Consider the following 20,582-nt stretch of genomic DNA (forward strand, 5'->3'; position numbering starts at 1 on the left):
CCGAGCAATCAGCTCACACGCCACCCGGTCGGAGACCGCAGCCAGCTCGGCATACGACCACTCCACCCCCTCACCAACCACCGCCACCGCACCCGGCGACCGCTCCACCTGAGCCGCGAACAACTCCACCAACGACCCGCCCGACACCGGCCGCGCCGTCTCATTCCACCCCTCCACCACCAACGACCGCTCAACCCCACCCAGAAGCCGAATCTGACCGACCCGCGTCTCCGGACCAGCCGCGATCTGCTCCAGCACCCGCACCAAACGATCCGCCAAAGAACGAGCCGCATCCGCCTCGAAGATGTCCGGCCGATAATCCAGCCGGAGTTTCAATTCATCGTTCGCGACAAGCGACAGCGGGTAATTGGTCGATTCGCGGATTCCGGAGCCAGTGAGCCGAAGCCCCTCGACAGCAGGGGGTGCATCCGGATCGCCGGGATAATTCTCAAATGCCATCAGCGTGTCGAAGGTGGCGCCAGGGCCGACCAGGCGCTGAATCTCCGTGAGGCCGATGTGCTGATGACCGAGCAATTCCGTCTGCTCCGCCTGCAGATCGGCCAGCAGCTCCGCGATCGTACGGTCCGGATCGAGACGCACCCGTACCGGCAGAGTATTGAGGAACAGCCCCAGCATGTTCTCCATGCCCGGCAGCTCCGCGGGCCGGCCGGCGACCGTGGCGCCGAACACCACGTCCCGGCGCCCGGCCAGTTGGCCGACCACCAGTGCCCAGGCGGCCTGGACCACCGTGTTGAGGGTCAGTCCATGCCGGCGCGCCGTCCCGCGCAGCGCGTCGGCCAGTTCCGGCGGGGTCTCGGCGAGCACATGGTCAGTGGTGACCGCAGCGCTGCTCGCCTCCGGCGGCGCGACCAGCGTCGGCTCCTCGACACCGGACAGCGCGTGCCGCCAGGCCTCCCGCGCCGCCTCCCCGTCCTGGCGGGAAAGCCAGGTCAGGTACGCGCCGTACGGGGTGACCGGCGGCAGTCCGGCCGTACTGCCGCCGACGGCATAAGCGGCCCACAGTTCCCGCAGCAGAATCGGCAGGGACCAGCCGTCCAGCAGGATGTGGTGCAGCGTGACCATCATCCGGTGTGTCTCACGACCGGTTTTCGCCACCAGAACGCGCAGGAGGGGAGGCGAACTCAGGTCGAACCGCCGCTCCTGTTCCTCGACTCCCAGCCGCTCGGCTGCCACGAGGGCCCTGTCCCCCGGGAGGCCCGACAGGTCTTCCTCCCGCCACGGCAGCGTCGCCTCCCGCGCGATCACCTGCACCGGCTGCCCGGTGCCCGGCAGCTGGCGGAATCCGGCGCGCAGGCTCGCGTGCCGATCGAGGAGCGCCTGCCAGGACGCCCGTAACGCCCGCACGTCCAGGGGACCTTCAAGATCCATGATCAGCTGCTCGACATACACGTCCCGCGCCTGCTCGTCGAAGAGCGCGTGGAAGAGCAGCCCCTCCTGCAGCGGCGTTACGGGCAGCACATCCGCCAGCCCGCCCGCAACCGCCGCCTCCAGCTCCTCGATCTGCGGCTGATCAAGCACCACCAGCGGAAAATCGGAAGGCGTGTGCCCCCCGCCACCCGGACCGGCAGCGTGGCCCGCCAACCCGCTCAGCATCGCCGCCCAGCCATCGAGGAGATTCCGGGCCACCGACTCGTCCAGCAATTCCCCGGGCCAGGCCAGGCTCAGCGTGAGCTGCGGCCCGTCCGCCAGATCGTGGACCGTGCCCTCGGCTTCGAGTGCGTGCATGACCGGGAGCTCGCCGCCCGCGGCCGTTCCGAACCCGCCTGCCGCGGCAGCCGGCGTCCAGTCGGCCTCGTCTCCTGGAGCGGCTGCCCGGGCATCGGACCTGCCGAGGTAGTTGAAGCCGATCTGGGCAGTGGGCAGGGCCGCGAGCGCCGGCCCGGTCTCGGGGTTGAGGTAGCGGAGCATCCCGTAGCCGAGACCGTCGCCGGGGACGGCGCGCAGCTGCTCCTTGACCCGCTTGACGGCCCGGCCGGCCGCCGCACCACCCGCCCGCAACTCCGCGAGGTCGACCTCGCCGGGATCGAGCCGTACGGGACGGACATTGGTGAACCAGCCGACAGTGCGGGAAAGGTCCGCGCTCTCCGACAGCGCGCTCCGCCCGTGCCCCTCGACGTCCACCAGCAGACCACCGGTCTCCTCCCGGCCTCTCCACTCGGCAATCGCCGTAGTCAACCCGGTCAGGAGGACGTCATCGACGCCGGCGTGGAACGCGGCCGGGATGGTGGTCAGCAGCGCCGACGTGACCTCGGCGGGAATCTGCACCGAGACCCGCCGGACAGCGGCGCCCACATCCCTGACCGGGTCCACCGGCCGGACAGTCAGCAGCGCATCGCTGCCGTCCAGCAGCCGGATCCACTCCGGCAGCTCCGCGCAACGCTCGGCGCTCGCCGCCTGTGCCGACAGCTCGCGCGCCCAATGCCGGAAGGACGTCGGCACCGGCTCGAGTGCTACGTCACGGCCGGCGGCCAGCTCCGCATAGGCCTCTGCCAGGTCCGGCAACAGCACCCGCCAGGAGACCGTGTCCATCACCAGATGGTTGATGACGAACAGCAGCCGCCCGGGGGCCTCCGGCCCGGCGTCGAGCCACACCACCTGCACCATCACCCCGGCCGCCGGGTCCAGCCGGCGCGTGGCGGCCTGGGTCTGCTCATCGATCAGCTGGTCGAGATCGGCTGCGGTGGCGTCCACACGGTGCACGTATGCCGTCGCGGGGACCGTTCCTGCCTCGGGCACCAGGAGCCGCCGCTGCGGGGTGACTTCGAGGCGGGCGCGGAGGATGTCGTGGTGGTCCACCAGTGCCTGTACGGCCTCGGTCAGGACCGTGAAGTCCAGGCCGGCCGGTGCGACCACCAGGCTCGCCTGTACCTCCTGGCCCACCTTGTCAGGGCCGATCCGTTCGATGATCTCGTGCATCACCGGCGTCAGCGGGATCTCCCCGGTGCCGGAGTCGCCTCCGCCTGTGGTGTGGTCAGCTTGCGTCCGGGCGACGACGGCAAGGGCCTCGGGCGTACGCTGCGCAAAGACCTGCCGGGCGGTGATCACCAGCCCGGTTCGGCGGGCGCTGGACACCAGCATCATGGACAGGATGGAGTCGCCGCCGAGTTCGAAGAAAGAGTCGTCGACGCCGACCTTCGCCAGGCCGAGTACCTCGGCGAAGAGGGAGCAGAGGGTCTCCTCGGCCGGGGTGGCGGGGGCGCGTCCCTCGCTGCTGCTCATGTCGGGGGCGGGGAGGGCGGCGCGGTCAAGCTTTCCGTTCGGTGTCAGCGGCAGCGCGTCCAAGTGGACGACGGCCGGGATCATGTACTCCGGCAGGCGGGCCGCGGCGTGCTCGCGCAGCGCTACGGGATCGATGCCCCCACCGGCGACCGGGACGACGTAGGCAATCAGACGCCCCTCACCAGGCCGGTCTTCCTGGACGATCACCGCCGCCTGCGCGACGGCAGGGTGCGCGGCGATGACGGACTCGATCTCACCGGGCTCCACCCGGAAGCCGCGGATCTTGACCTGCTCATCCGCCCGACCGGCAAACAGCAGGGTGCCGTCGGTCGTCCAGCGGGCCAGGTCCCCGGACCGGTACATCCGCCCACCGGCACCGAAGGGGCAGGCCACGAACCGTTCCGCGGTCAGGTCCGGACGGCCCACGTAACCGCGGGCCAGACCGGCACCGGCGACATACAGCTCACCCGTCACGCCGGGCGGCACCGGCTGCAGGAAGTCGTCCAGCACGAACACCTGGGCGTTGCCCAGCGGACGCCCGATCGCCGGCGGCGCATCCTCGGCCGTGATCTGCTCATCCACTGGCACAGCGGTGGTGATGACGGTGGCCTCGGTCGGCCCGTACGTATTCCACACATGGGCCTGGCTGACCCAACGGGAGGCCAGATCCGCACTCAACCGCTCCGCTCCCAATACCCAGTTGCGCACCTCCGGCACCGACGCCGGGTCCAGCACCCCGAGCAGCGACGGCACCACGCTCGCCACGGTGACGCCCGCATCGCGGATCATCTGAGCCAGCAGCTCCGGCTCGGTGCGCTCGTGGCTCGCAGCAATCGCCAGGGTTCCCCCCGCCGCCAGCGTGACCGCCACATCCAGCACCGCGGCATCGAAGCTGAACGACGCGAACTGCAACGCCACCTCACCCGCGGCCACACCCAGCACCGGCCGCATCGCCTCGGCGAGATTCGCCACCCCGCCATGCGCAATCGCCACGCCCTTAGGACGCCCGGTGGACCCCGACGTATAGATCACATACGCCAACTGACCCGCATCAATGGCCTCAGCCGGCGGCTCTGCCGACTCCGCGGCGATCGCGTCCGCAGCCTCGGCCAATAGCCCTCTGTCCAGTACGAGTTCGCATCCGCTGTCCGCCACCATGAAGTCCAGCCGGTCAGCCGGATACTCAGGGTCCAGCGGCACATACGCGCCCCCGGCCTTCCACACCGCGAGAATGGCCACCACCATGTCCACCCCACGCGGCAGCCGCAGACCAACCCGGACCTCCCGGCCCACCCCACGCCCCCGCAAGTACCGCGCCAGCCGATTGGCCCGTATCTCCAACTGGGCATAGGAGAGCGCCTCATCCCCGCACCGCACAGCCACCACGTCCGGCGACCGCACGACCTGCGCCTCGAACAGCTCCACCAGCGAACCCGCCGACACCGCCCGCGCCGTGTCGTTCCACCCATCCACCACCAGCGACCGCTCAGCCGCCTCCAGCACCTCGATCTCACTCACCCGCACATCCGGCCGCGCCGCAACCTGCTCCAGCACCCGCACCAGCCGACCGGCCAGCACCCGGGCAGCCTCCTCGTCGAAGACGTCCACCCGGTGATCCAGCCGGAGCTTCAGCTCCCCCAGCGGATCCACGCCGAGGGCCAGCGCGAAGTTGGTCGCCTCCCGTACCTCGGTCGCGAGGAGCGTCAAGGGTTCCGGCGGCCCGCTCTCTTCCGCGCGGTAGTTCTCGAATGCCATCAAGGTGTCGAAGGTCGCGCCGCGGCCCGCCAGGCGCTGGATCTCCGTAAGCCCCAGGTGCTGATGGTCGAGCAGCGCGGCCTGCCGGAGCTGCAGCTGCGCCAGCATCGTCGCTACGGATTCCGCCGGGTCCAGCCGTACGCGCACCGGGACGGTGTTGATGAACAGGCCCAGCATGCGCTCCATGCCCCGGAGTTCGGCGGGCCGTCCGGCGACCGTCGCGCCGAACACCACGTCAGGTCGGCCGGTCAGCTTGGCGAGCAGCAGTCCCCACGCCCCCTGAAACACGGTGTTCAGGGTCAGGCCGTGCCGGCGGGCCAGGGCCCGGAGCGCCGTCGTCAGTTCCGCGCCCGGCTCGATGACGAGCCTGGAGACGGGTGCCGGCTCCCGCTCGGGTTCCGTAGCGGCGGGCGCCACCAGGGTCGGCTCAAGTGCCCCCGCGAGTTCCTGCTGCCAGGCCGCTCCTGCGGCACGCTTGTCCTGGCGGAGCAGCCACGCCAGGTGCTCCCGGTGCGGGGTGACCGGCGCCAGGCCGGCCGCGTCGCCGCCGTCTCCGTATGCGGTCCACAGCTCGCGCATCAGGATGGGCAGCGACCATCCGTCCAACGCGATGTGATGCAGCGTGACCACCATGCGATACCGGCCGACGCCCAATTCGATCAGGAGGACCCGGATCAGCGGAGGGTCGGCCAGATCGAATCGGCGCGCCTGCTCCGCCTGCGCCAGCCGGTCCGCTTCGGTCCGAGCCGCCTCGCCCGCCAGAGCCGACAGGTCTTCCTCCCGCCACGGCAGCGTCGCCTGCCGCGCGATTACCTGCACCGGCTCGGGCAGGTCGGGGAGCCGCCGGAATCCGGCGCGCAGGCTCGCGTGCCGATCGAGGAGCGCCTGCCAGGACGCCCGTAACGCCCGGACGTCCAGGGGACCTTCAAGATCCATGATCAGCTGCTCGACATACACGTCCCGCGCCTGCTCGTCGAAGAGCGCGTGGAAGAGCAGCCCCTCCTGCAGCGGCGTTACGGGCAGCACGTCCGCCAGCCCGCCCGCAACCGCCTCCTCCAGCTCCTCGATCTGCGGCTGTTCAAGCACCACCAGCGGAAAATCGGAAGGCGTATGCCCCCCGCCGCCCGGACCGGCAGCGTGGCCCGCCAACCCGCTCAGCATCGCCGCCCAGCCATCGAGAAGATCCCGAGCCACCGACTCGTCCAGCAATTCCCCGGGCCAGGCCAGGCTCAGCGTGAGCTGTGGCCCGTCCGCCAGATCGTGGACCGTGCCCTCGGCTTCCAGCGCGTGCATGACCTGCGCCTGGGAGTCGATGCCTTCGCCCAGCCCGCTGCCGGTCAGCTGCCAGTCGGCGGCTCGACCGGAGAACCGGCCGAGGTAGTTGAAGCCGATCTGGGCAGCGGGCAGGGCCGCGAGGGCGGGCCCGGTCTCGGGGTTGAGGTGGCGGAGCATCCCGTAGCCGAGGCCATCGCCGGGCACGGCCCGTAGCTGCTCCTTGATCCGCTTGACCGCCTGGCCCGCCGCCGGTCCACCCGCCCGTGCCTCCGCGGCGTCGATCGCGCCGGCATCCAGCCGCACGGGGTGGATGCCCGTGAACCAGCCCACCGTGCGGGTCAGATCGAAACCATCGGCCAGTGGAGTGCGGCCATGGCTCTCCACGTCCACGAGGACTCCGCCTGCCGCCTCCTGGCCCTTCCACTCGGCTATCGCCGTGGTCAGCCCGGTCAGCAGGACGTCGTCGATGCCGGCGTGGAAAGCTGCCGGGACGGTGGTCAGGAGCGCCGACGTGACCTCTACGGGTATCCGCACCGAGATCCGCCGGACAGCGGCGCCCACATCCCTGACCGGGTCCACCGGCCGTGTGGTCAGCAGCAGCTCGGGACCTTGCAGGGTCTCGATCCAACGCGGCAGTTCCGCCAGCCGCTCCTCGCTCGCTGCCTGTACGGACACCTCACGCGCCCAGCGACGGAACGACGTCGGCACCGGCTCGAGCGCCACGGCCCGGCCGGCGGCCAGAGCGGTGTAAGCCGCCTCCAGATCCGGCAGCAACACCCGCCAGGAAACCCCGTCCACCACCAGGTGATCGATGACGATCAGCAGCCGCCCCGGGGCCTCGGTCCCGGCGTCGAACCACACCACCTGCACCATCACCCCGGCCGCCGGATCCAGCCGGCGCGTGGCGGCCTGGGTCTGCTCATCGGTCAGGCGTCGCAGTTCGTCCTCGTCGAGTCCTGTCGCATCGACCCGGTGCACCCACTCGCCGGCGGTCACCGCTTCCGGTATCACCAGCCGCGGCCGCGGCTCCGCCTCGAGGCGTGCGCGCAGTACGTCGTGGTGGTCCACCAGCGCCTGCACGCCCTGGGTCAGGACCGTGAAGTCCAAGCCGGCGGGCGTCGCCACCAGCGCCGACTGGTACACCTCGGCCAGGCCCTCCGGCGCGGCCCGGTCGAGCAGTTCGCGCATGACAGGGGTCAGCGGCACCTCTCCCAGGGCGGCGGCCTGCTCGACCGGCGGCGACGACAGCTCCGTGAGGGGTACGGCCCGTGCTGCCAGGCTTGCCACGGTCCGGTGTTCGAACAGCTCACGTGTGGTGATGGCGAGGCCCGCTCGACGGGCGCCGGACACCACCATCATGGACAGGATGGAGTCCCCGCCGAGCTCGAAGAAGGAGTCGTCGACGCCGACCGCCTCCAGGCCCAGCACCTCGGCGAAGAGCGCGCAGAACACCCCCTCGGCCGGGGTGGCGGGGGCGCGTCCCGCGCCGCTGCCCGCGTCGGGGGCCGGCAGGGCCGCGCGGTCGACCTTGCCGTTCGGTGTCAGCGGCAGCGCCTCCAGGGAGACGATGGCAGGGATCATGTACTCCGGCAGCCGGGCCGCGGCATGCTCGCGCAGCCTCGCGGCGTCGATCTCCCGGTCGGCGGCGGGGACGACGTAGGCGACGAGACGCCGCTCGCCCGGCCGGTCCTCCCGTACGACAACGGCCGCCTGGCCGACGGCAGGGTGCGCGGCGACGACGGATTCGATCTCGCCGGGCTCCACCCGGAAGCCACGGATCTTCACCTGCTCGTCCGCCCGCCCCGCGAACAGCAGGGCTCCTTCGCGGGTCCAGCGGGCCAGGTCCCCCGACCGGTACATCCGCCCACCGGCACCGAAGGGGCAGGCGACAAACCGTTCCGCGGTCAGGTCCTGACGGCCCACATAGCCACGGGCCAGGCCCGCCCCGGCCACATACAGCTCGCCGGTCGTCCCGACCGGCACGGGCCGCAGGAATTCGTCCAGCACCAACACCTCGGTGTTGTGCAGTGGTCGCCCGATCGCCGGGGGCGCGCCTTCGGGTCCGATCTCCGGGTCCACCGGTATCGCGGTGGTGATGACGGTGGCCTCTGTCGGCCCGTACGTGTTCCACACGTAGGCCTGCCCGACCCAGCGGGATGCCAGGTCGGCGGTCAACCGCTCTGCTCCCAGGACCCAGTTGCGCACCTCCGGCACCGACGCCGGGTCCAGCACGCCCAGCAGCGACGGCACCACACTCGCAACCGTCACACCCGCGGTACGGATCATGTGGGCCAGCAGCTCCGGCTCTGTACGCTCATGGCTTGCAGCAATCGCCAGGGTTCCCCCCGCCACCAGCGTGACCGCCACATCCAGCACCGCGGCGTCGAAGCTGAACGACGCGAACTGCAACGCCACCACGCCCTCGGCAACACCCAGCACCGGCCGCATCGCCTCGGCCAGATTCACCACTCCGCCGTGGGCGACGGCAACACCCTTCGGACGCCCGGTGGACCCCGACGTATAGATCACATACGCCAACTGACCCGCAGCAATAGGCCAAGCCGGCGGCTCTGCCGACTCCGCCGCAATTGCCTCGCCGGCATCGGCCAATAGCCGGCTGTCCACTACGAGTTCGGCACCACTGTCGGCCACCATGAAATCCAGCCGGTCGGCCGGATACTCCGGGTCCAGCGGCACATACGCACCGCCCGCCTTCCACACCGCGAGAATGGCGACAACCATGTCCACCCCGCGCGGCAGCCGCAGCCCGACCCGGACCTCCCGGCCCACCCCACAGTCACGCAGATACCGCGCCAGCCGATTCGCCCGCGCCTCCAGCTCTTCGTACGAAAGCGCCTCTCCCCCGCACCGCACAGCAGCCGTCTGCGGCGACCGCACGACCTGAGCCTCGAAAAGCTCCACCAACGAATCAGGCATTCAGACGCTCCTCGATGACGCGATGACGCGATGACTCAACGACGCAATGAAGCAATGGCGAATCTCACCCGCGCTGACGCGGCGGCGGTGGCGGCGGCCCTCCCGGGAGCATCCCTGGACCCGGGCCTGGGCCGGGGGAACCCAGGCCCGGGAAGGGGGCCGGCCCGGCGCCCGGGGGGACGGGGCCGTGCGGGCCGACCGGCTCGGGGAGCGGCGCGTCGCCGTTCTTGGACGGTGGGCGGGAGAACTGGGTGCGGTACAGCTCCGCGTACAGGCCGTCCCGTACCAGCAGTTCGTCGTGGGTTCCGTGCTCCCGGACGCTGCCTTGGTCGATGACCAGGATCTGGTCCGCGTCCCGGATGGTGGAGAGGCGGTGGGCGATCACCAGCGAGGTGCGTCCCTTCAGTGCCGTCTTCAGGGCTGTCTGCAGGGCCGCTTCCGATTCGGAGTCGAGGTGTGCCGTGGCCTCGTCCAGAACGACCACGGGCGGTGCCTTGAGCAGCAGGCGGGCCATGGCGATGCGCTGCTTCTCGCCGCCGGAGAGCCGGTATCCGCGGTCGCCGGCCAGGGTGTCGAAGCCGTCGGGCAGTGACTCGATCAGGTTCCAGATCTGCGCTGCCTTGCACGCTTCGATCAGGTCCTGCTCGGTGGCGTCGGGCCGGGCGTAGATCAGGTTGTCGCGGATGCTCGCGTGGAAGAGGTGGGCGTCCTGGGTGACCATGCCGATGGTGTCGCGCAGCGACTCCTGGGTCAGGTCGCGGAGGTCGTGGCCGTCGATACGGATGGTGCCCTCACTCGGGTCGTAGAGCCGGGGCACCAGGTGGGTGATGGTGGTCTTGCCCGCGCCGGACGGCCCGACCAGGGCGGTCAGTTGTCCGGCGGGCACCGTGAAGCTGAGGTCGCGCAGGGTCCATGCGCTGCCGGCGGTCTCGGGCGCGGGCGGGGCGAAGGCCTCGAGCGAGGCGAGGGAGACGTCGTCGGCCTTCGGGTAGCGGAAGGAGACGCCTTCGAAGGTGATGCCCGGGGCCGTCGCCTTGGCGGTGCCGGCGGCCGGCAGGGCCGTGGCGCCGGGCTTCTCCGCGACCATGGGCTTGAGGTCGAGGACCTCGAAGAGCCGGTCGAAGCACACGAGCGCGGCCATGACCTCCGCCTGGGCGCTGGACAGCTGGTTGATCGGGGCCAGCAGCCGGATGAGCAGGGCCGCCAGGGCCACCAGCGTGCCGATCTCGAAGGCGCCGTTGATGGCGAGGCTGCCGCCCAGTCCGTAGACCAGGGCGGTGGCGAGGGAGCCGGTGAGGAGCATGGTGAGGAAGAGGACGCGCCCGTAGACGGAGGCGAGGACACCGAGGTCGCGGGCCCGGCCCGCGCGTTCCGAGAACAGCTGCGTCTCGGTGTCCGGGCGGCCGTAGAGCTTGGTCAGCAGCGCCCCGGTGACGTTGAACCGCTCCTGCATCAAGGAGCCCATTTCGGCGTTGACCTGCATGTGTTCGCGGACCACGCGCTGCAGCCGGCGGCCGACGAACCGGCCGGGCAGGATGAATACCGGGAGCAGGGCCAGGGCGACCACGGTGACCATCCAGGACAGGTAGGTCATCGCGACCAGGACCAGCAGCAGCGTGAGGCCGGCGGAGACCACCGTGGTCAGCAGCGAGGTCAGCGCCATCTGCGCGCCGATCACATCGGTGTTGAGCCTGCTGACCAGGGCGCCTGTCTGGGTCCGGGTGAAGAACGCGAGGGGCTGGCGCTGCACATGGCCGAAGACTTCGACGCGGAGGTCGTAGATGAGCCCTTCGCCGATCCGGCCTGCCAGCCAGGCTTCGGCGAACCCCAGGAAGGTGCCCGCGAGCGCCATTCCGACGACGGCTACGGAGATCCACACGACCACCGGGACGTTGCCGGCTTCAATTCCATTGTCGATGAGGTATTTGAGCAGTACGGGAATGGCGACGGTAAGGCCGGCATTTGTCATGCCGGTGAAGAACAGCAGGCCGATGCTGCCGCGGTACGGCCCGGCGTAGGGAAGGATTCGCTTGGTGGTGCCGGGAGTTATCTGCTGCCTGGTGGCGGGCGAGCCCGGTCCGGGCCCGTCCGGCATCGGCCCCGGGCCGCCCATCATGACCACGGCCGTCTCCCCTACTTCATCTCGTCGATGAGGCTCTGCGGCCGTATGTCCGTCCAGTTTTCCTCGATGTAGTCCATGCACGCCTTCCGCGCGTCCTCCCCGAATACGACCTTCCAGCCGGTCGGCACTTCCGCGAAGGCGGGCCACAGCGAGTGCTGGTTTTCCTCGTTGACGAGCACCAGAAAGGAGCCGTTCTCGTCGTCGAACGGGTTCGCCATAACCACTCCCCATCAATTTCCTTGGTCAGGACGTGCATCACGGTAACCCCGCCGGATCCGGGCGGGCAATGAAGGCATTCTTGACGCCTGTCCAACCATTCATTTCCCGCACTTGGACGGAATTCGGCAGGCCCGCGGCGGCGATTCGGACGGGGCGGCTCCGGATGAAACCCTGCGGAAACCGGGGGTGGAGGATCCTGACAAAGCTTGTCAAGGTGTTCATGTCCAGGGTTGGGGCTGCGGGGAGGGCGACCGGTGCGGGTGCTGGTGGTTGAGGACGACGAGGAGATGGCGCAGACGGTGGCGGTCGGACTGCGGCGGGCGCACATGGCCGTCGATGTGTCGTTCGACGGCCAGTCCGGGCTCGAGCGCGCCCTCTTCAGTAACTACGACGTGATCGTGCTGGACCGGGATCTGCCCGGGAAGCACGGCGACGAGGTGTGCGCCGAGCTGATCGCGTCGGGGTGCCGGAGCCGGGTGCTGATGCTGACCGCAGCAGGTACGGCCGAGGATCTGGTCGGCGGGCTGAGCCTGGGGGCCGACGACTATCTCCCCAAGCCGTTCGACTTTCCGGTGCTGGTGGCGCGGATCGGCGCGCTGGCCCGCCGCGCCCACCCGGCGGTGCCGCCGGTCGTACGGCACGGCGACCTCGTGGTCGACACCGCCCGGCGCACGGCCGGCCGCGGCGGCCGGCAACTCGACCTCGCGCCCAAGGAATTCGGGGTGCTGGAGCTGCTGCTCACCTCGAAGGGGCGGGCGGTCTCCGCCGAGGAGCTGCTGGAGCGGGTCTGGGACGAGGCCGCGGATCCGTTCACCAGCGCGGTGAAGATCACCATCAGCCGGCTCCGGGCCAAGCTCGGGGACCCCCCGATCATCGAGACCGTGGCCAAGCACGGATACCGGATCTGAGGCGGCATGTCAGTGATCTCACGGCTCACCGGGCGTATCGCCCCCGGCCACCTCCCGCGCCGCACGCTCCGGCTGCGGCTGACGCTGCTGTACGGCGGCCTGTTCCTGGCCTCCGGGGTGGCGCTGCTGGCGGTCACGTACGTCCTGGTCGGCCAGGCCGTGCCCGGGATTCTCGCGAAGAACGTGATCCCGGCCCCGGAAGGCAGTGCCAGGCCGAGCGGTGACAGCAAGGGGCGGCTGCTCGAGCCGGGGGCGGACGACGCACAGGGAATCCTCGGGGTGCCGCCGGGCGATCAGCACGCCGCGGTGGAGCGGCAGAAGTCCGCCGTCATGGAGCAGCTCCTCATCCAGTCCGGCATTGCGCTGGCCCTGATGCTGGTGCTCGCGATCGTGCTGGGCTGGATCATCGCCGGGCGCATCCTGCGCCCGCTGCGGACGATCACGGCGACCGCGCAGTCCATCTCCGCGACGAGCCTGCACCGGCGGCTGGCGCTGCAGGGTTCTGACCCTGAGCTCAAGGAACTGGGTGACACCTTCGACGGGTTGCTGAGCAGGCTGGAGGACGCCTTCGAGGCGCAGCGCCGGTTCGTCGCCAACGCGTCGCATGAGCTGCGCACGCCACTGGCCCGGCAGCGGGCGCTGGGGCAGGTGGCACTGGCCGACCCGAACGCGGACACGTCCTCGCTGCGGGCGGCGCACGAGCGGATCCTCGCCGCCGGCGAGCAGCAGGAGCGGCTGCTGGAGGCGCTCCTGACCCTGGCCAGGGGCCAGGCGGGGCTGGATGTCCGGGAGCCGTTCGACCTGGCCGGGCTGACCCGGCAGGTGATCCAGTCCCGGGAGCCGGAGGCGGAGTTGCGGAACATCGTGTTCCTGCCGTCGGTCGCGCCGGCGGTGGCGATGGGTCACCGTAATCTCGCCGAACGCCTCATCACGAATCTGGTGGACAACGCGCTCCGGCACAACGCGCCCAACGGCTGGGTCGATGTGGACACCAGAAGCACGGACGGCCGGGCGACGCTCACCGTCACCAACACCGGTCCGGTGGTGCCGGCGGACGCGATCGACCAGCTCTATCAGCCCTTCCAGCGGCTCGAGGGCACCCGCACCGCACATTCCGAGGGGCTGGGGCTGGGTCTGTCGATCGTGCTGGCCATCGCCAATGCCCATGGGGCCACCGTCGCCACCCGCGCCCGTCCCGAGGGCGGGCTGACCGTCTCGGTCACCTTCCCCGCGGTGAACGGCCGCGACCATCACACTCCTACCCGGCCGGGGCAGGCCACCGCCCCGGCCGGGTAGGTTCAGCGCTGCCGCCCGGCGAAGAACTCGAGCATCGCGGAGTTCACGGCGTCCGGCCGCTCCAGATAGCCGAAGTGACCGCAGCCGGGGATCTCCGTGTACGAGCTGCCGGGGATGCTCCGTGCGACCTCCCGGGCGAGGTGCGGGCGGACGACCAGGTCGTCCTGGAAGCCGATGACCTGGCAGGGCACCCGGATGCCGCGGTAGCTCGGCAGCCGGTCGGGGATCAGCTGCAGGCGCAGCTGGCCGCGTACCGCCGTGAGGTCGACCAGCGACATTTCGAAGACGGTGAGCCAGTCCTGAAGCTTGTCCTCGTCGTTGAGGGTCCGGGGCGACAGGTTCTGCACGGCCTGCAGATAGGCCGCGAGCCGGGACGGGAGCTTGATGCCGCTGTCGCACAGGTCGAGGTCGGCCGCCGACATGGCGGTGAGCAGCGCGTCGGCCCGCCCGCAGGTCGCGAGCAGCACGGCCGCGCGCACGAGGTCGGGCCGGGCCAGCAGCAGCTCCTGGACGATGACGGCGCCCAGGGAGAAGCCCACGACCCGGCACGGGCCGGCGTCGAGGTGCTCGATGAGGCCGGCGACGTCCGCCGCCATGTCGTCGAGGGTGATTCCCTCCGGGCACGGGTCGCTCGGTGGAATGCCCCGGTTGTCGAGGGTGATCACCCGGTAGCCCGCGGCGTTCAGGGCGGGCACCTGGTGGGTGCGCCAGATCCTGCCGGGGGCGCCGGTTCCGTTGACCAGGACGACCGGCTCCCCCTCACCGTAGCTGTCGTAGCCGAGGGCGGCGCCGTTGACGCGTACGACCGGCATCAGGCGGTGCCCGGCAGCCAGAGCATCCCGTCGTCCGAGGTGACGAGTCCGCCGGGGAACATGGGGTGGTCCTCGCCGAGGTCTGCCCCGAGCAGCGCCCGGCTCTGCACCTGGGCGCCCTCGTGCATGGCCTGGCGGACGACCTGGGAGCGGAACAGCGGCACCATGTTCTGGTCGGCGTCCGCCGCCAGGGTGTCGACGGCGGTCGCGAACTCGGACGACCGGGACTTCAGCCGCACGGCCGCGGACTCGGCGTCGGTCAGGTCGAACTCCGCGGCGGAGACGCCGCCGACGAGTTCGACGAAGGACTCCAGCTCGGTGTGCTGGTTCCGGGTGACCTTCTTCGCCGACCAGAAGTAGGAGTCCTCGTCCGCGTGCATGTCGTAGAAGGACATGAGGAATTCGTAGAACACGCCGTATTCGCGCCGGTAGCGGGCCTCGAACTCGGTGAACGCGGCGTCCTCCGGCACCAGGCCGGCGAGCACGCTGTTGATGGACCGGGCCGCCAGGAGCGCGCTGTAGGTGGCCAGATGCACGCCGGAGGAGAAGACCGGGTCCACGAAGCACGCGGCGTCCCCGATCAGGGCCAGGCCCGGCCGCCAGAACGTCGTCTGGTGGTACGAGTAGTCCTTCCTGGTCCGCATCCGGCCGTACTGCCCCTCGGTCACGCGGGTGGCGCCGGCCAGATACTCCGTGATCAGCGGGCATTCGGCGATCAGGGCCTTGAGAGCCTGCTCCGGGTCGCCCTGGATCTTGTCGGCATTCTCCCGTCGGACGACCGCGCCGACGCTGGTGAGGGTGGGGCTGAGCGGGATGTACCAGAACCAGCCGCTGCCGAACGCGACGGACAGGATGTTCCCGGAGTTCGGCGCGGGCAGTCGTTTGCCGCCCTCGAAGTAGCCGAACAGCGCGAGGCTGCGGAAGAACTCGGAGTACTCGCGGGTGCCGCCCACCCGCTGGTGGATCCGGCTGCCGTTGCCGGAGGCGTCCACGACGAACTTCGCGTACACCTCGCGCACGGCCCCGTCCGCGTCGCGGTAGGAGACGCCGGTGACGCGGTCGTCCTCCTCGATGACATCGGTCACCGAGACCTGGAAACGCACCTGGGCACCCTTGCTGACCGCGTGGTCGAGCAGGATCTTGTCGAACTTGGACCGCTCGACCTGATAGGCGAACGAGGTGGCCCCCGCCATTTTCGGCGACACCGAGAAGGAGAAGGTCCACGGCTCCGTGTTCGCGCCCCAGCGGAAGGTGCCGCCCTGTTTTCTGGTGAAGCCGGCCTTCGCGAGCTCCTCGGCGACTCCGGTCATCGTGCAGATGCCGTGCACGGTGGACGGCAGCAGCGACTCGCCTATCTGATAGCGCGGAAAGGTCTCCTTCTCCAGGACCAGCACCCGGTGGCCCCGCATGGCGACGAGCGTGGCCAGCGTGGCTCCGCCGGGACCACCCCCCACCACTACTACATCGAATGTCTCGCGCGTTGCGGCATTCATCATTCCCCTCCAGTCGGATCAGCCTGAACGCCCGGCGAACCGACCGGCCTTGGCGATGACGTCCTCGCCGTAGAGCCGCAGGGCCTGCTGCAGGGCGAACTCGGACATATATCTGCGGAACTCGTCCTGCGATTCTTCTGCGGTGTTCAGCATCCGCCGGTTGGCGACGACCGCCGGACTGCGCAGCCGCTCCACCGCGGCGGCGATGGCGGCGTCCATCGCGCCGGGCTCCACCACCTCGTCGAGGACCAGCCGCGCATCCGGCTCGGCCGCGTGGATGCGGCGCCCGTGCAGGATGACCTGCCGGGAGATCCGGGGGCCGGTGTGGCGGCCGAGCCGGAAGTTGGCGGCGCCCGGCACGATGCCCTCGCGCGCGGCCGGCAGGCTGACATAGGCGTCCGCCGCGGCCAGTACGTGGTCGAAGACGAGGAGCAGCTGGGCACCGCCGCCGATGGCGAAGGTGTCCACGGCGGCGATCCAGGGCTTCTCGACCGTACGGGAATGCCAGGACCCGGGCCGGTCCGTGAGCACGCCTCGCACGAGCTTGTGGATATAGCCGAGTTCACGCCGGAGCAGGAACCCGGTCAGCGTGATGTCGCCGGCCTCGAGGCACTTGAGGTTGATGCCCGCGCTGAAGACCCGCCTGCCGCGGTAGCGGGGGTGGCTCATTTCGCCGCCGCGCACCACCCCCACCTCGACCCGCGGGTCCAGCAGGGCGAGGTCGACCGCGGTCTCCATGTCGTCGACCTGCGCCTCGTCCTCCGCGTTCAGGCAGTCGTCCCGGCACAGCGTCAGATACGCGGCGCCGTCCCGCCGCTCCAGGAGGACCGACCGCGTCCGCAGGACGCCGGTCCTGGTGAACTCCGGCAGCAGCTCCAGCGCGCGTGGCGTGGGGCGGAGCATGGTGTCGAGGAGGTGCGGGCCGGCCGAGGGCGAGCGCAGGACGGCGCTGAGGAAGATGCCCTGATCGATCTCGTGGCCTTCCTTGTCGGCCTGGCGCCGGCCCCGGTCGGACTCGAGCTGGGCGGCGGTCGGGACCACGCTGGGATACCCCGCGCCCGCGGCCTCGACGAGCTCCTCGAGCCGCAGGCCCTGGGTGCCGGCGGTGAGCCGCTCGTACAGCATCTCGGCGTGCGCGTCGAGGTACCGCACCCGCAGCGTCCGCGCCGCGTCCCGCGCCGTGCCGAGCTCGGCCCGCTGCGCGGCCGAGCGGGCGCCCGGAGCGGGCAGGGCGGCCACGAGGTCGTCGACCCGGGCGGCCGCCTCGCGCAGGCTCGGCCACACGTCCAGGTCGACGTCCCGCCCCGCTTCCGTGACCGCCGCCGAGCCCGTCACGAGGCTCTGTCTTTCTGGTCGGCGGCGCCTCTGAGGGTCCGGTCGCACGCCGCGAGGTGCGGGCCGAGGGCGTCCTCGAAGCTGGTCGTCCTGGCGTCGAACAGCAGTTGCCGCCTGATCGCGAGCTCCCGGCCCGAGCGGCCGCTGACCAGTCCGGCCGCGGCGGCGACCGCGGCGGCGGGGTCGGTGGCCACCTCGTCCACGAGGCCCAGGGCCAGCGCCTCGGCGGCGTCGACCGGGAGGCCGAAGAGCACCGCCCGGCGGATCCGGGCGACGCCGGCCAGCTGGACGAGCCGGTAGCCGGCCATTCCGGGCCAGGTGCCCGCGCCGCCGTCGACGACCCGCAGTTGCGTATCCGGCGTCGCCACCCGGATGTCGGCGGCCAGGAGGGCGTCCAGCGCCGTGCCGCCGCAGTCGCCCCGGGCCACGGCGACCGTGGCCAGCGGCAGGCGTTCCAGGCGACGCAGCGCGCGCTCCCACTTGTTGACCAGCGAGACGTCGAGGCCGCGGGTCCAGCCCCCCGCCGGGGTCCCGGTGACGTACACCGTGGCAAGGCCGGATCCGCCCCGGTCCTCGGCCTGGTCGCAGAAGGTCCTGACCGCCTCGACGGCCGCCGCGCTCAGCGGTGCGGCGCCGTCGACGTGCACGGTGAGCGCTTCGCCGATGACCATCTCCGGCCTCACCACTGGACCAGCGCCGTCTCGAGCGTGGAACCCGGCCCCATGGTCATGAGCACCCCGTACTCTCCCGGTTCCGCGATGCCCTCGTCGAGCAGCCGCTCGTACGAGAACAGGAAGGAACCGCTCGACATATTTCCGTGGTCACGCAGCACACCGACGGTGTGCCGCACGTCGTCCCGGGTCAGACCGAGGTTGACGACGACGGCGTCGATCACCTTCTTGCCGCCCGAGTGCACCAGCCAGTGCCTGATGTCGCTGCGCCGCAGCTCCGTGCCCTCGAGCAGCCGGTCGATGACGATCTCGGCGTGCGCGCCGACCACGTAAGGGATCAGCGGGTCGAGGTAGAAGCTGAATCTGCCCTGCGTCCGGTCCCAGTCGTAGCGCATCGCGTCGACCGCTTCCGGGATGATGCAGCTGGCGAACTTGAGAATGCTGGGCCCCTCGGCGTCGGCCGGCTCCGGTGCGCCCGGCCCCGACATCAGCGCGATGGCGCTCGCGCCGTCGCCGAAGAGGCTGTTCACCACGGCGGTCCGCATCGTCGCGTCCATCGCGTACGCCGCGGAGCAGGCCTCGGCGCACAGCACCACGGCGAGTTCCCCGGGGTGCGCCGCGGACCAACCGGCCACCACGTTCAGTGCGTTGAGCCCCGCGTTGCAGCCCATCCCGACGATGTCGGAGCGACTGCAGTGCCGGTCGATGCCGAGCTCGCGGATGAGCAGCGCGCTCAGGCCGGGGGTGAGGAATCCGGTGGACGTCACCACGCACAGGTGGCGCAGGTCGCTGAGGTCGGCGCCCGCTCGTTTCAGGCAGGCGCGCAGTGCCTCGGCGCCCATCTCGATCGCCAGCGCCTTGTGCTTGTCGAGCAGATCGCCCTGCGGTTCCGCGATCCGGCTGCCGGTGTCGTCCACGGGCGGCAGCGTGAGATTGCGCCGGTCGATGGCGCTGTTGCGGAAGAGGGACTGGATCTTCGGATCGGTGATCTCGAAGGCGTCGAGGACCTCCTCCTGGGAGTACGAGGTGGCGGTCACCGCCGTGCCCACGCCGAGGATCCGCGGGGGGTGGACGAGTAAGGCCGGGGCCGGTGCTGCCGGCGCCAGGAGTTCGGTGGTCATCGGTAGGTCCACCCCCACCGGCGCGGGCGGCTCCGCGGTCGTCGTATGCCATGGATGCAGGTCACGTGCGTCTCCTATCGCTGGAATCCTCAATGAAGCGGGCGAGCCGTGCGGTGCCCTCCTTGATCTCCGCGGAGGTGAGATAGCTGGTCGACAGGCGGATGCCGTACTGGCCGCCGCCGCCCGGATGGAAGTGCCGCATCGGGGTCCACAGGACGCCGAAGTCCTGGGCGGACCTGGCAAGGGCCGCGTTGTCCGCCGGGAAGGGGACCTGCATGGTGAGGAAGAAGCCGCCGGTGGGCTCGTTCCAGCGCACGCCGAGGTCCCGGCGGCGGTCCGCGGGCAGCTGTTCGTCCAGGTTCGCGAGCACGGTCTGCATCGCGTCGCCGTAGTGCGCGGCCGCCTGCTCGTTCAGGTCCGAGATCCGGCCGTGCGCGGACAGCAGCGCCCCGGCCACGACGGCCTGGCTCACCGACGAGGTGTTCACCGTCACCATGCTCTTGATCTTCGCGAGCTCGTCCGCCAGGAGGCCCACGCGGCCGTCGTCGCCCACCACTTGCTGGTCGGCGACGACGAAGCCCACCCGGGCGCCGGGGAAGACGGTCTTCGCGAACGAACTGAGGTGCACCACCGTGCGGGCGCGGTCGAGGGACTTCAGCGTCGGCAGCCGGGCACCCGGGCTCACCATCCGGTACGGGCTGTCCTCGAGGATGAGGATGCCGTGCCGCTCCGCCAGCTCCAGCAGTGCGGTGCGGGCCGCGGGGCCCATCGTGTTCCCGGACGGGTTGGAGTGCTCCGGCACCACGTAGAACGCGCGGGGCCGGCGCCCGCGCTCCTTCAGCCCGAGGATGGCCGCCTCCAATGCGGCGGCGGAGAAGCCGTCTTCGCGCTCCTCGACCGGGTGCACGGCGATGTCCAGCAGCCGGGCCGCTCCGGTGATCCCGACATAGCAGGGGCTGGAGACGAGCAGGACGTCGTCGGGTCCTGAGCACAGCGCCCGCAGCACCAGCAGCATGGCCTCCTGCGCGCCCACGGTCACCACCAGCGACTCGGCCGGTACGTCGATGTCCTCGTCCGCGCGCAGCGAATCGGCGATGACGTCGCGGATGAGCCCGGCGGTCGGGCCGTACTGATAGAGCGCGGTTCTGACCTGCTGCGGCGAACCTCCCTGCGCCGCCAGGTGGTCCAGATAGGTCCGCAGCTGCGCGAATACCTGCTCGATATCGAAGAATCCGTCATACGGCCGGCCCGGGGCGAACGAGATCGCCTCCGGATAGCGGTGGGTGATCTCGTTGAGGAAGTTCATCGTATCGAGCACCGGATCGGAAACGCTGGCGTGCAGCTCCGATTTCCGCAGGACGACCCCGTGCGCGTCCTTTTCCATGAAGTTCCCCCGCC

The 20,582-nt window shown here is 70.6% G+C and carries 11 protein-coding genes; 2 read left to right on the forward strand and 9 right to left on the reverse strand.

From position 1 onward, the window contains the following. The 3 genes from G5C51_RS19970 to G5C51_RS19980 all read right to left on the reverse strand — a co-directional run. On the reverse strand, positions 1–9,207 hold a 9,207-nt coding region (locus G5C51_RS19970), incomplete at its 3' end, for a non-ribosomal peptide synthetase (protein WP_165239286.1). 64 nt (positions 9,208–9,271) lie between these two features. Continuing rightward, on the reverse strand, positions 9,272–11,323 hold the full coding sequence (locus tag G5C51_RS19975; RefSeq protein ID WP_165239313.1) for an ABC transporter ATP-binding protein: 2,052 nt from the start codon (positions 11,321–11,323) through the stop codon (positions 9,272–9,274). A 17-nt stretch (positions 11,324–11,340) separates the two neighbouring features. Continuing rightward, positions 11,341–11,547 carry an MbtH family protein gene (locus tag G5C51_RS19980; protein ID WP_165239288.1) on the reverse strand — a complete coding sequence of 69 codons (207 nt, stop codon included), beginning with the start codon at positions 11,545–11,547 and terminating at the stop codon, positions 11,341–11,343. 255 nt (positions 11,548–11,802) lie between these two features. Between G5C51_RS19980 and G5C51_RS19985 the strand changes: the two genes are divergently transcribed. Both G5C51_RS19985 and G5C51_RS19990 read left to right on the forward strand, forming a co-directional pair. Next, positions 11,803–12,456 (forward strand): response regulator, encoded by a 654-nt coding sequence (locus G5C51_RS19985; protein WP_165239290.1) that lies wholly within the window; start codon positions 11,803–11,805, stop codon positions 12,454–12,456. 6 nt (positions 12,457–12,462) lie between these two features. Continuing rightward, positions 12,463–13,752, forward strand: coding sequence for a sensor histidine kinase (locus G5C51_RS19990; protein WP_165239292.1), 1,290 nt, complete (start codon positions 12,463–12,465; stop codon positions 13,750–13,752). 2 nt (positions 13,753–13,754) lie between these two features. On the opposite strand, the gene G5C51_RS19995 is transcribed toward G5C51_RS19990, so the two are convergent. The 6 genes from G5C51_RS19995 to G5C51_RS20020 form a co-directional block, all read right to left on the reverse strand. Beyond that, positions 13,755–14,564, reverse strand: coding sequence for an alpha/beta fold hydrolase (locus tag G5C51_RS19995; protein ID WP_165239294.1), 810 nt, complete (start codon positions 14,562–14,564; stop codon positions 13,755–13,757). Further along, positions 14,564–16,060 (reverse strand): tryptophan 7-halogenase, encoded by a 1,497-nt coding sequence (locus G5C51_RS20000; RefSeq protein ID WP_165239296.1) that lies wholly within the window; start codon positions 16,058–16,060, stop codon positions 14,564–14,566. Before G5C51_RS20000 ends, G5C51_RS19995 begins: the two co-directional genes overlap by 1 nt. 15 nt (positions 16,061–16,075) lie before the next feature. Continuing rightward, positions 16,076–17,392 (reverse strand): (3,5-dihydroxyphenyl)acetyl-CoA 1,2-dioxygenase DpgC, encoded by a 1,317-nt coding sequence (dpgC, locus tag G5C51_RS20005; RefSeq protein WP_420824832.1) that lies wholly within the window; start codon positions 17,390–17,392, stop codon positions 16,076–16,078. Further along, positions 17,389–18,063 (reverse strand): enoyl-CoA-hydratase DpgB, encoded by a 675-nt coding sequence (gene dpgB, locus G5C51_RS20010; protein ID WP_206314080.1) that lies wholly within the window; start codon positions 18,061–18,063, stop codon positions 17,389–17,391. The genes dpgC and dpgB overlap by 4 nt, the downstream gene beginning before the upstream one ends. Positions 18,064–18,071: 8 nt before the next feature. Continuing rightward, a complete protein-coding gene (dpgA, locus tag G5C51_RS20015) occupies positions 18,072–19,184 on the reverse strand; it encodes a 3,5-dihydroxyphenylacetyl-CoA synthase DpgA (RefSeq protein ID WP_165239298.1) in 1,113 nt (370 codons plus the stop codon). A gap of 61 nt (positions 19,185–19,245) precedes the next feature. Further along, positions 19,246–20,568, reverse strand: coding sequence for an aminotransferase-like domain-containing protein (locus G5C51_RS20020; protein ID WP_240929787.1), 1,323 nt, complete (start codon positions 20,566–20,568; stop codon positions 19,246–19,248). Positions 20,569–20,582: the final 14 nt, after the last annotated feature.

The organism is Streptomyces coryli (assembly GCF_011044975.1).
GTDB classification, from domain to species: domain Bacteria; phylum Actinomycetota; class Actinomycetes; order Streptomycetales; family Streptomycetaceae; genus Streptomyces; species Streptomyces coryli.

Coding starts and splice junctions, on each gene's coding strand:
- G5C51_RS19975 (WP_165239313.1), bottom strand. CDS start 11,323: ATGATGGGCGGCCCGGGGCCGATGCCGGACGGGCCCGGACCGGGCTCG.
- G5C51_RS19980 (WP_165239288.1), bottom strand. CDS start 11,547: ATGGCGAACCCGTTCGACGACGAGAACGGCTCCTTTCTGGTGCTCGTC.
- G5C51_RS19990 (WP_165239292.1), top strand. CDS start 12,463: ATGTCAGTGATCTCACGGCTCACCGGGCGTATCGCCCCCGGCCACCTC.
- G5C51_RS19995 (WP_165239294.1), bottom strand. CDS start 14,564: ATGCCGGTCGTACGCGTCAACGGCGCCGCCCTCGGCTACGACAGCTAC.
- G5C51_RS20000 (WP_165239296.1), bottom strand. CDS start 16,060: ATGATGAATGCCGCAACGCGCGAGACATTCGATGTAGTAGTGGTGGGG.
- dpgB (WP_206314080.1), bottom strand. CDS start 18,063: ATGGTCATCGGCGAAGCGCTCACCGTGCACGTCGACGGCGCCGCACCG.
- dpgA (WP_165239298.1), bottom strand. CDS start 19,184: ATGACCACCGAACTCCTGGCGCCGGCAGCACCGGCCCCGGCCTTACTC.
- G5C51_RS20020 (WP_240929787.1), bottom strand. CDS start 20,568: ATGGAAAAGGACGCGCACGGGGTCGTCCTGCGGAAATCGGAGCTGCAC.